Source organism: Methanoculleus sp. (genome assembly GCF_035363275.1).
In the GTDB taxonomy this organism is placed as follows: Archaea; Halobacteriota; Methanomicrobia; order Methanomicrobiales; family Methanoculleaceae; genus Methanoculleus.
Window position 1 is genome coordinate 1 of the sequence record NZ_DAOSET010000069.1, and the last position, 10,474, is coordinate 10,474.

Here is a 10,474-nt window from a genome sequence, read left to right on the forward strand (position 1 = left end):
TTTAGGAATATCCTCGTGCACCAGTACCTCAGCGTCAATCCCCTGCGGGTCTGGAATGTCATCGAACAATATCTCCCCCTCCTTACGGGGACAGTCGCCCGGATGCTCGAAGAGATCGGAGATGGATAAGCCTTCACCAGCGACGAAAGAGGTTGGTGCGTTCGAGTCATCGGTCCCGGCAGGAGTGAAGGTGTTCGACAGCGCGTAGATCACGACCACGTTCGCCGGACAAGCATCGCAGGAAACCTGACGCCGTCCTACAATAGGGAGGATGCCGGGAAATGCATCGGGGACGCGGACTCGATCTGCAGCGCCGCGAGGCAAGCGCTCTCTTTGTGATCGAGCAGGTCAGGGACCTTGCCCGGGGGACGCGTCTCCGCCGTCATCCTGCACGGGTCGTTTGCCCGCGGCGGCTTCCACGAGGGGAACGATCTCGCCCCGGGACGTTCACGAGCGGTCCTACAAAACCGGGCGGCAGCCGCCCTCGATCCGACCGATCTGCTGCACCGACGAAGAGTTCGCCGAACCGGAGCGCGAACCCGTTCATCCTCCTGGCACTTGCCGAAGGCGTCCGGGTGTAGGCACGGACCCCGACGATCGGACTCCCCCCGGATAGTTCCACGGCGTCGGTTGCGATCGACCCGGCGAACAGAGGCTATTCACAGAGCACCCTCCGATCCCCATCGAAATACATCTGATAGCGCTGGCACTGACTATTAGTCATGACCCCGGCTGTCATCATCGATAAAAAGAAAATCAGTATAATCCGTATCTGCTGTGCGCCTGGTTCACTCCCATCACATCATCTATGAGGACCCGCTTGTTTTCGTCATCAATACGATAGAATACGGTGTGTGTCATCGATATGTGAAGGCGGTACGTGCGTTTCTTAGAACCCTTGAGGAGTTTCTTGTTGCATCGCCTGGTTATCGTTTTCAGGAACTCTCCAAGGCATAAAGAGATGACCTCTTTCACATGTGCCAGGTCTTTTTTCGGTATTTGTGATAGGTATTTGAGCGCTTCCTCACTGAAGATCAGTTCATACACCCTTGAATACCTCTTCGAAGGTGTAAAACTTAGATTTCTTCTCGATGTTATCTAGATCGGCGTCCAGTTTTTCAACATCCCAATTTTCATCGTTGACCATCTGAGATATCACATCATCGTATGTCATGTTCCCCTTCTTCAGCTTCTTCAGCTTCTCCTGGGTCGCACGGCTGACACGGATACTCACCATATCGGAATTATCTGGACTTGCGCTCTGAGTCATAGATAGTGATGATCGCTGCAACGGTATTATGTTTCTGCCGGTGCCGTGGGTGCCGAAGCTGTGGACCGTGAGGGCTATTCGCCTCAGGGGGTGGCGGCTCGCGGGGAGGAGTCTTCCCCTCCCCTGTTTTGCGCAACGATCCGCACTAACCATCAACCCCACCCGCACCCTCAGTGCTCGAACTCCTGCCGTTCGGCAGTCGTTCCTCTCCCCTCAGGGGCGGGGCAGTCATGGCATAAGCGACGTTCCGGAACGTCCGGAACTCGAGCACCACCAGGTGCGCAGCCCGAGGAAAAGCCGTACCCCGGACGGCATGCAAGCGAGAACACCCGCAGGGGATCGCAGACTACCAGGTGGCTCGGGGGGCACCACCCAGACGATCAGCCCGGGTCCGTATGGCCGCGAGGAAAAACCATCCGCACAAGCGACCCCCGACCCCGCCGAAATATAGTTAAGAGCGCTGATGATGACTACCAGTCATGACCCCGGCTGTCACCATCGATGAACGCTATCATGTTCGCCCCGGCATGCCTCGACTGCACGCGGTCGGCTGGTGGTGCCCCATGGGTGGGTCATTTCGGACCTATGTGCAGAGCCGGATTGAGGGGGAAGCGATCGTTCGTGCCGGTCGGGTGGTGCTGCGTCGCGTGCCGGCTAACGAGCTGGGATTGACCTATCGGTTTCGCAGTTTTTGCGACACATCAATATTTCCGATAGACGTTGCTCCGGTTGCCGACATCGATCACGGCAATAACCATCACATTGTCCTCGAACACAAGAGTGATCCGGTACTGTCCCACACGAAAAGAATACAACGGACTATTCGGATGTCCTTTCAGTTTTTTGGCGTACAGGCGAGGGTACGGCTCGTCTGCCAGGGCGTCGAGTTCGTCCTTGATTCGTTGGGCATCAAGGTCCGGGAGTTTATTGAGTTTCCGCTCGGCCTCTGGCAGGAGGTGAAGCCGCCAGATCATTTAAGGCCACGTTCCCGAGCATACTCTTCGAAGGGGCGACCCCGACCGGCCCGCATGTCCGCAATGCTTTCTTCGATCTCCTGCAGGGTCTCTTCAGAGAGCGGTTCCGGATCGAAGAACGCGTCCAGGATACGATTGAGTGTCTCGTCATAACTCTCCCGAGGATGCGTTTTCAGGGTATCCAGGCGGGACTTGGTCTCGGGTTGGAGCTGGATCGTCGTTGCCATAACTACCCATAGGTTACCATAAGGCATAAAGATTTTGTCAGGGCTCCGTTCAAAATAACGGGCTGAGGATTCCCGCGACTTGAGTCGTGGGAGGAATCGGCCCTCCACATATCCCGATACACGTTCACCTCGCGGCGGTATTCTTTATGCCGGGCGAGCGCCAATCGAGACGGTGTATGCAATCGGCGACTAAGTTGCGGTTTTTTGCGTCTCCCGACGAACGACTGCTGCTGTTCGCCACGATGGAGCGGTACAATGCGGCCTCGCCGGTTGCCTTTTCTGAGGGGCAGTTCTCTGACCGTGGGCTCCAGGCCAGACGGTATCATCGTATCCGGGGGACCTCCGGGCTCTCGGCACAGATGACCCTTCTTGCCCTCCGCAAGGTTGCCGGGAGTTATCGGAGCACCCGGGAGGCGATCAAGGAGCAGAACAAGATGCTCGCCGCTCTCGGCAAACCCCAAAAGTCTCTCACCGAGATCTCGTTCCGGGAGCACAGGGCCATCTGTTACGATGCCCGGGTACTCTCCCTCGGTCGGGACCGGGTAAGCATTTTGACGCTGGACGGCCGGATCAACCTCCGGTACAGGAGGCGGTCTCTGAATGAGACCGCCGAAACCCTCCATAACCTCCTCGCGGGCGAGGCCGGCCTGCCGGATGGTCGCTCGCAATATCCCTCTCCCGGGTTCTTCTCTCTGATGGACAATGATACTTCTTCCATCAGAATGCTGCAGAATGATGTGACTGCCCCTCTGCCGGGTAAAAACCCATATCGTCTACCGGGATCAACCGGCGCGATCCAAGGCCAACCCCTAACCGGCAAAACCTCATATCCCCTGATGGCAAAGAACTATCATCGGCAAGTCCCGGAGGCGATCGCTGGTGAAAGAATATCAATCCATCAAACCGCAAGTTCTGGCCCTCCTTGAGCGTGAGCTTCAGGTCCTCCGAGAGAAATAGATATTGAAACAATCGGTATCTTCGGCTCCGTGTCGCGTGGGGAGGATACACCGGAATCAGATCTGGATATCATATACTCATTCTGCCCGGAAATGGACACGTATGACAATCTATTGGATTTAGGGGACTTTCTTGAGGACCTCTTTCAGAGGAAAGTAGATCTGGTCTCCGTTGAGTGGATGAGTGAGAGGTTCCGTGCTAGCGTGATGGCGGAGGCTGTTTCCTGTGCACGCGAGCGAGGTACGGCATGACCGGGTTGCGGTTGCGATCGGCCGTATACGGGAGGGAAACCATCCCCATAGCAGCCCCGGGTTCCATCGAAACACGTTGCGCTGGAACTGGCGGTGACTACCGGCCATGACCCCGACCGTCACCCTCGATGAACTCTATCTCGAGATCAAGAAGATCCAGGAGACAATGGTCCGGCGGGAAGATCTCGATGCCCTCCTCGATACCATCGAGATCTCGAGCGATCCCGAGACGATGGCGATGATACAAAAGAGCGAGGAAGATATCGCTGCCGGACGATTCCGAGAGATCTCTTCGATAGACGACCTTTTCAGCGAGTGATGGAATGGACGATCCCGAGGATCGACACGTTTGACGAGAGCCTCTCAAAACAAACAAAGAATGGATAACCGACCCGGAAAAGGCTCCAACGCTTAAAACAGGAAGTAGAAGGTCATAAGCCGGGTTAATTCACATCTCTCCCTTTCGCTCGGCCTCCTCGACGTTTTTTTGATTGAGCGCCATATACTCTGCAAGCGACTCATAAAATTGCCGGGTCATCCGTATCTGGAAAAGAAACACCCTTTTCACCTCCGGAATACTGAGGTTTCCTTCGTTATCGACCTTCGGCTCAATGACGTCACAGAAAAAGTCGATGGATCCGGCCTGGGCGTTCAGCCAGGTATAAGCCCCGTCTATACTGATAACCCTATAATCCGGCGCCTTCTCTGCGATAATGTGAACATTCCCGTCTTCTGGCATAATTACGCACCTACCGCCGTCGGGAGTCTTGGTTTGGCTGCACCCCTGATAGCGGACGATCTACCGTGTTGAGACCCCCCAAGTACATGCGATGCGGGATTCATGGGTGACGTGACTACCTGCCTGTGCTCAGGCGAACTCGTGCTGTAAGCAGGCGGTGCATTTCTTTTTGGGGGAATAACCAGATCGAACATGGCGTTGTAAAAATTTTGACCGAGCATCGATAATTCGTAATAGGACCTGGCGTTATCATCTGCGTCTTTGAGGCTTTTAGCACGTTTATAGACAATTCCGCCTGCAACAAGCGATTTCAAAATTCTATCGATCTGAGATGGATTCATATCGAACAAATCCCTCAACTCGCTGAAACTCATTCTCTCGTTTTGAAGAAGAGCAGCGTAGACAGCCCATTTTTCATTCGCGTCCAGGTTTTGCACCAATTCCCTGGCCTGCACGGGAATTTTATTGAGATAGGTATCAACCACTTCCTGATCCATCGTCTCAGCACCTCACCCCGGGTTTAGAACCTGTAACTTATTATATCTTTATATCAGCAAAGTTACATTTTTTAAACTAACTGCCTTAATGGTTTGTAGGGGACTATGATAGTAACGTATGATACCTCCGGACAATCGCAGTAGAGAGGAGGAATACACTACATTTTTTAAAGACGGTTCAGATTGGTATTTTCGGTTACTTCTCTCAATCCCGCATAGATGACCTGGCGAGAGTCAAAGAATCTTTGACAAAGCGTGGATTGAACGTAAAAATGTCGATAAACCTGCATGAAGCGTTTCCAAGACGACCAGATGAGACCTATGCAGGATACTCCCTTCGGATCAGCGAAACGCTATACAATTCAAGTAAAATATATATTTTCGTTCTTATTCCGCCCGCCGAAAGAGAAACAAGACTGCTCGATTCCGTCGGGATGGAATACGGCTGGTGCTATCGAGATAGAAAACCACATGTTGCGACGTTCATAAGAAAAGGAACCAATCTGGCAACATTACCTCAAGGGGCACTTGATAGTATGAGGCCTACATGGACCGTAGATAGCTACAACAAAATTGACGATATCTTTGCTACTGCAATAGCATACTGCGAATCCGCTATTCGGGAGATGTTCTCCAGAGTCAATTGAGCCTGTTGCTTCGCCGTATGCTCTCCGTGACAACAATGAACCTCTCCGGGCGGTCGCTTTCCGCCTTCCTGGATGAGGAACCCGATCTCTATACCGCGAGAGATGCCAGGGCCGCGTGCCGGCGAACGGGGTACTAAGGTATATCTACACAGAGGGCGAAATTACACCGTAACGCACCAAAGCCTGCGAGGATGGTGATAACATGGCCCAGAAGATTGAATTAGGCCTCTACCTGGAAGGCGACGACGCCCGCCGCTTTGAGGAGTACATGGCGGATCCCGACCGGTACGACACCCCGGAAGGGCGGGAGATGACCACGGTCGGGTACGTGCTCACGGAGAGGAACTGGTAAAATCCATCCGCTGACACCTCTCGGCTCCGACCTATTTTTAAGCGATTGAGATGCCCTCCAGAAACCTCCCGGCAACCCCGGACGCCAAACTACCAAAGATACCCCTATCGGACATATCTTTCGAGCACCTCGCCTCAGATCACGACCTCCTGTCTTTTTCCTGCAGGCAACAGGAACTGAACGACTACCTGACCGCCGACGCGCTGAAAAATCAGGATGCTCATGTTGCTGTTACCTATCTCGCCATCTACGACGGAACGTGTGTAGGCTATTTTTCAATCTTAAACGACAGTATCATCAAGAAGGACATCGATCCTGAGGACGATAAAGAGTGGTATACCCACTCTTATTATCCTGCAATCAAGATCGCCCCTACACACCAGGATTACGAAGGAAGAGACATTGGGCGAGCCATGTTAACCGCGATACGGTCGATAGCGACGGAAGTATCGAGACACTCAGGATGTTGCGTTCTCACCGTCGATGCCAAACCCGATGCCGAATCATTTTACGAGAGGTTTGGATTTCACAGAGCTTTGAAAACCAGGAAGAAGAACACCATACCAATGTATCGCTGCAACATATTCTGAGATCCCGGGTAGGATCACGTCATGAGGGTTTCACGGCATAGAGAGGCCTTAGCATCCCCTGTATTGCAGGTAAGTCGTTTCCTCAGGCCCCCTCACCCCGGCGGCGGAGCGGACGAAGATTGATAGTTCCTGCACCCCATACAGAGGTAAGGAGGTCACAGCAGTTGAGTGCAGAGCGCTATGTCGTCGATGAACACGGCAACCGGGTCGCAGTCATTCTCCCCCTGCAGGAGTACGAGCAAATGCAGGAAGACCTTCACGACCTCGCCGTTGTAGCGGAGCGGCGCGACGAGCCGGCCATAGAGTTCAGCGAGTCCAGGAAGCGGTACAAGCGGTAATGGCGGGATGCGCGATCCGCATCAAGGCAAGCGTCAAGAGAGATATCGTGGCATTGCCGCACGATATAGTTGCGATGGACCGCAGCACCGGAGTTCGAGCACAGAAGGTGCGAGCGACGACTGTCGGAACGACAGGAGTTCGAGAAGCCGTCAGGCTTCGAAGCCGCGCATTCTCCAGAGTATAGAGGCTCTCTCCGAGACGCCCCTGCCGTTGTGCGCAAGTTAAGCGGCGGCAAGAGCATCTCTACCGGATCCGCGTGGGGGACTATCGGATCATATACGCCGTACACCACGCGGAGCAGGAGGTTATCATCCTCTACATCCGCCATCGTCGCAGTGCCTACCGTGGATTGTGATCTCAAGAACTCGTGGGCCCGGAGGGGAGACCGGGGCGATGATGAACCTCTCCGGGCGGTCGTTCTCCGCCTTCCTGAACGACGAGCCTCTATACCATAGGGGACATGAGAATCATTAATAGTTCCCAAAGACCATGATCACCAAGAGGGGTACAGGAGGCGGTCTTTGAATGGCAAAAACACTGAAAGTCCTGTTTGACGGCTCGGTCTTCCGGCCGTCCGGTCCCGTCGACCTCGAGGCGGGGAAGAAATACACCATTACGGTACAGCTCGCCCCGGAGGAGCCTGACAAGGATCCCGCTTTCGACATCGCGTCGCTTGCCGTAGATACCCATATCTCCGACCTTGCAGAGGAGCACGACCACTATCTGTACGGATCGCCAAAACGGGTTGCTCATGAGTAATGACAGGTGTTTTGTCGATTCGGCTTGCTGGATCGCTCTCCTGAACAAACACGACAATCTCCATAAAACCGCCGAAACCATTTACAAAGACCGAATGGAGGCAGGATCCGAGTTCGTCACCACGTCCTCCGTACTCGTCGAGACATCCAACGCTCTCTGTCATCCCGCATTCAAACCGTCCGTCATCGCATTTCGCCGCCGCCTTGAATCGTCACCCCGGGTAGAGATTGTCTTTGTCAATCCCGACCTATGGGTGAAAGGATGGAGTATCTACGAGACACGGCTGGATAAAGCCTGGAGTCTTACTGATTGCATCTCCCTTGCAGTCATGAAGGAACAGGGGCTCTCCGATGCCCTGACCGGTGACCGGCATTTTGTCCAGGCCGGCTACCGAGCTCTGTTCGTCGACGACTGAGGATGGCCGGATAGAAGCAGTCGAACGGGGGAGCCGGCGCACGTATACCTTCAGCGACAAAAGGGGCGCGAATATGCAGGAAACGGAGAGAGATCTCGACAGCGCCTATATTACCCGGACAAGCATCGCAGGAAACCTGACGCCGTCCTACGATAAGGAGAATGCCGAGGAGTGCATCGAACACGCGGACTCGATCTGCAGTGCCGCGAGACAAGCGCTCTCTTTGTGATCGAGCAGGTCCGGGACCTTGCCCGGGGCGCGCCGACACGTCTCCGCCGTCATCCTGCAAAGGCTGTTCTCCCCGGCGACTTCCACGAGGGAAGCGATGTCGTCGGGGACGTTCGCAAGCGGTTCCACGAGGCCGGGCGGCTCGATCTCCCGGTCGAACCGATCTGCTGCACCGGGGAAGAGTTCGCCGGTCCGGAGCCCTAACCCGTTCATCCGGGAGGGCGTCCGGGTGTAAGCAGGAACACACAAGCTTCCCGATACGTTGCACTGCTGAGCCTCTCGATTTGCGGTCTCCGCGGTGCACCCCGGTGACCGTGAGAGTGCCTCCGGCGCCAGTCGACGACCGGCTCAGCGTACCACCGTCCCTCGATCGCTTCCCTGACGTTCTCCAGCCTCTCCTTGACCGTCTCGCCCGGGATGCAGCGTCCCGAAAGCGCCGGACCCCACCGTCCCGGGTGTCGCGACGACGAGACCCGGTCAACCTGCACGCCCCGTTCTAAATTAAGCAAACTTAACATAGAAGGCGATCCACCACTCTAAGTAAACAAAAGTTAACTTAGAAAACACTCATCTCACAGGTGCACCATGCAAGAGAGTCGATCCGGGAATTTTGTTCACCAAAAAGGTGGCTACAACGCATTTATACCAAAGAGCCTCCCACCCGACCCGCCGATCGTGTACGATGAAACACTACAGTACCTCCTCTCGGAGGCCGACCGGGCGCTTGCAAGGCTCGACGGCATAGCGGTGACGCTCCCCAACCCCGACCTGTTCATCGCCATGTACATGAAGAAAGAGGCGCTGCTGAGCTCACAGATCGAGGGGACAGAGGCCTCGCTCAAAGGGGTCCTGGAGTTCGAGGCGAACCTCAAACCGACGGAGAACATCAACGATCTCCGTGAGGTCGTCAACTACCTGCGGGCCATGGACAGCGGGCTGGAACAACTCAAAAATGCTCCGATATCCCTGGATCTCATCAGGGACATCCACTGCATCCTGATCAAAGGGACGCGGGGTTCGGATCGGGAGCCGGGCAACTTCCGGACCGTCCAGAATTACATAGCTCGATCGGGGGCAACCTCGATCCGGGAAGCCGTCTTCGTGCCGCCACCCCCAGAACGCATTGAAGCCCTGATGCAGGACCTCGAAGCCTTCATCCTCGAAAAAGGCTCTATACCGCCGCTCATCAAGATCGCTCTCATTCACGCCCAGTTCGAGACCATTCACCCGTTCCTGGACGGAAACGGCCGTATGGGGCGGCTGCTCATAACGTTTTACCTCTGCGGGAAAGGGATCCTTGCAAAACCGCTCCTGTACCTGAGCATTTATCTCAAAAGACACCGGGAGGAGTACTACCGGATCTTGAACGAGATCCGGACAGATGGAGCATGGGAGGCATGGCTCCGGTTTTTCCTGCAGGGAATCATCGAGGTCTCAAACGAGTCGATCGCGTCGGCACGGGAGATCATCCGCCTGAAAGATAGTGTCATCGATACGCTCCTCCAGCACGACATCGGTGGGGCGAACGCCGTAAAACTGGTGTACGCACTCTTCGATGAACCGATCATCACCACGCGGGAAGCAGCGGAGGTGCTCGGGGTGAGCGGGCCTACGGCATACCAGTTGATCGGGAAACTGGAGGAGATCGGCATCTTAAAGGAGATCACCGGGAGGCAGCGGTTCAAAAAGTACATGTTCACGGATTACGTCTCGATCATCGAGCAGGGGACTCGACCGCGCCCTGGAAGTTGAGATCCCACCAGAGTGCCGGATCTTTCGGGAGGGATACGCCTGCCCGATAGCGATGCCGGCCGGATTCCATACTGGTGAGCGCGATGCTGATACGGAGCCGGCAGATAGCCTCCTGCTCCCGGGAATCTTCACGAGTAAGCTCCCACTAAGTAAAGAAAACTTAACGTAGACGGGGGAAGCCCACTCTACGTAAACAAAGCTTAACGTAGAGGAACCCCGGCGGGTGGCCCGGGCATCCCGTGGGGACCCTCCGGATCAAGACCACCGCCCCACGAAACCGCCCGATTCCCCCCACCCCTCCGGAAGGGGAATACCACAGTTTCAATAGAATTATCACCCGTAGAGCCGAAAAATGATCAGGATGGCGGGTGCGAAGAAATACCATGCGGCGGCCGTGCTCGCAGCCTGGCTCATCATCGTCGCCTTCTTCATGGTCCTGAACCGCACGCTCGACCTCGAGGTCTTCTTCGTCCTCGC

At 55.2% G+C, this 10,474-nt stretch carries 19 protein-coding genes; 12 read left to right on the forward strand and 7 right to left on the reverse strand.

Annotated features, from left to right (window positions below; genetic code table 11):
• Positions 1–219 (reverse strand): hypothetical protein (locus PLN84_RS11615; RefSeq protein WP_348532092.1); only part of this gene is annotated, 219 nt, incomplete at its 3' end.
• Between the two features lie 62 nt (positions 220–281).
• Here PLN84_RS11615 and PLN84_RS11620 point away from each other — a divergent pair.
• Positions 282–581, forward strand: a complete 300-nt coding sequence (locus PLN84_RS11620; protein ID WP_299954971.1) for a hypothetical protein — start codon at positions 282–284, stop codon at positions 579–581.
• 175 nt (positions 582–756) lie between these two features.
• Here PLN84_RS11620 and PLN84_RS11625 read toward each other — a convergent pair whose 3' ends face one another.
• From PLN84_RS11625 to PLN84_RS11640, 4 genes are all read right to left on the reverse strand, one after another.
• Positions 757–1,047 carry a plasmid stabilization protein gene (locus PLN84_RS11625; RefSeq protein ID WP_299954967.1) on the reverse strand — a complete coding sequence of 97 codons (291 nt, stop codon included), beginning with the start codon at positions 1,045–1,047 and terminating at the stop codon, positions 757–759.
• A complete protein-coding gene (locus PLN84_RS11630) occupies positions 1,040–1,423 on the reverse strand; it encodes a hypothetical protein (protein ID WP_292383705.1) in 384 nt (127 codons plus the stop codon). The genes PLN84_RS11625 and PLN84_RS11630 overlap by 8 nt, the downstream gene beginning before the upstream one ends.
• Before the next feature lie 548 nt (positions 1,424–1,971).
• A complete protein-coding gene (locus tag PLN84_RS11635) occupies positions 1,972–2,244 on the reverse strand; it encodes a type II toxin-antitoxin system RelE/ParE family toxin (RefSeq protein WP_348532093.1) in 273 nt (90 codons plus the stop codon).
• Positions 2,241–2,471 carry a hypothetical protein gene (locus PLN84_RS11640; RefSeq protein ID WP_014868006.1) on the reverse strand — a complete coding sequence of 77 codons (231 nt, stop codon included), beginning with the start codon at positions 2,469–2,471 and terminating at the stop codon, positions 2,241–2,243. The genes PLN84_RS11635 and PLN84_RS11640 overlap by 4 nt, the downstream gene beginning before the upstream one ends.
• 176 nt (positions 2,472–2,647) lie before the next feature.
• On the opposite strand from PLN84_RS11640, the gene PLN84_RS11645 reads away from it, so the two are divergent.
• The 3 genes from PLN84_RS11645 (at position 2,648) to PLN84_RS11655 (ending at position 3,998) form a co-directional block, all read left to right on the forward strand.
• Complete coding sequence (locus PLN84_RS11645; protein ID WP_348532094.1) at positions 2,648–3,397, forward strand: hypothetical protein; 750 nt, start codon at positions 2,648–2,650, stop codon at positions 3,395–3,397.
• A gap of 60 nt (positions 3,398–3,457) precedes the next feature.
• A complete protein-coding gene (locus PLN84_RS11650; RefSeq protein WP_348532095.1) occupies positions 3,458–3,679 on the forward strand; it encodes a nucleotidyltransferase domain-containing protein in 222 nt (73 codons plus the stop codon).
• A gap of 106 nt (positions 3,680–3,785) precedes the next feature.
• The gene (locus PLN84_RS11655; RefSeq protein ID WP_292383693.1) at positions 3,786–3,998 is read left to right on the forward strand and encodes a hypothetical protein; all 213 of its coding nucleotides are present in this window, start codon (positions 3,786–3,788) and stop codon (positions 3,996–3,998) included.
• A gap of 129 nt (positions 3,999–4,127) precedes the next feature.
• Here PLN84_RS11655 and PLN84_RS11660 read toward each other — a convergent pair whose 3' ends face one another.
• Positions 4,128–4,418: a hypothetical protein gene (locus PLN84_RS11660; RefSeq protein WP_292383692.1), complete on the reverse strand. Its 291-nt coding sequence runs from the start codon at positions 4,416–4,418 to the stop codon at positions 4,128–4,130.
• A gap of 2 nt (positions 4,419–4,420) precedes the next feature.
• On the reverse strand, positions 4,421–4,915 hold the full coding sequence (locus PLN84_RS11665) for a MarR family winged helix-turn-helix transcriptional regulator (protein WP_292383690.1): 495 nt from the start codon (positions 4,913–4,915) through the stop codon (positions 4,421–4,423).
• Between the two features lie 272 nt (positions 4,916–5,187).
• On the opposite strand from PLN84_RS11665, the gene PLN84_RS11670 reads away from it, so the two are divergent.
• The 8 genes from PLN84_RS11670 to PLN84_RS11705 all read left to right on the forward strand — a co-directional run bounded on the left by PLN84_RS11670 (position 5,188) and on the right by PLN84_RS11705 (position 9,997).
• Entirely contained in the window at positions 5,188–5,562 is a 375-nt protein-coding gene (locus PLN84_RS11670; protein WP_292383688.1) for a hypothetical protein, read from the forward strand.
• Between the two features lie 202 nt (positions 5,563–5,764).
• Positions 5,765–5,914, forward strand: coding sequence for a hypothetical protein (locus tag PLN84_RS11675; protein WP_299954681.1), 150 nt, complete (start codon positions 5,765–5,767; stop codon positions 5,912–5,914).
• Positions 5,915–5,964: 50 nt separating this feature from the next.
• Positions 5,965–6,504 carry a GNAT family N-acetyltransferase gene (locus PLN84_RS11680; protein WP_292383684.1) on the forward strand — a complete coding sequence of 180 codons (540 nt, stop codon included), beginning with the start codon at positions 5,965–5,967 and terminating at the stop codon, positions 6,502–6,504.
• Positions 6,505–6,668: 164 nt separating this feature from the next.
• Positions 6,669–6,842 carry a type II toxin-antitoxin system Phd/YefM family antitoxin gene (locus PLN84_RS11685; RefSeq protein WP_292383682.1) on the forward strand — a complete coding sequence of 58 codons (174 nt, stop codon included), beginning with the start codon at positions 6,669–6,671 and terminating at the stop codon, positions 6,840–6,842.
• Positions 6,843–7,368: 526 nt separating this feature from the next.
• Positions 7,369–7,602, forward strand: coding sequence for an antitoxin family protein (locus tag PLN84_RS11690; protein WP_292383681.1), 234 nt, complete (start codon positions 7,369–7,371; stop codon positions 7,600–7,602).
• Positions 7,595–8,017: a PIN domain-containing protein gene (locus PLN84_RS11695; protein WP_292383679.1), complete on the forward strand. Its 423-nt coding sequence runs from the start codon at positions 7,595–7,597 to the stop codon at positions 8,015–8,017. The genes PLN84_RS11690 and PLN84_RS11695 overlap by 8 nt, the downstream gene beginning before the upstream one ends.
• Before the next feature lie 171 nt (positions 8,018–8,188).
• Positions 8,189–8,449, forward strand: a complete 261-nt coding sequence (locus PLN84_RS11700; protein ID WP_292383677.1) for a hypothetical protein — start codon at positions 8,189–8,191, stop codon at positions 8,447–8,449.
• 381 nt (positions 8,450–8,830) lie between these two features.
• Positions 8,831–9,997, forward strand: a complete 1,167-nt coding sequence (locus PLN84_RS11705) for a Fic family protein (RefSeq protein ID WP_292383675.1) — start codon at positions 8,831–8,833, stop codon at positions 9,995–9,997.
• Positions 9,998–10,474 lie beyond the last annotated feature (477 nt).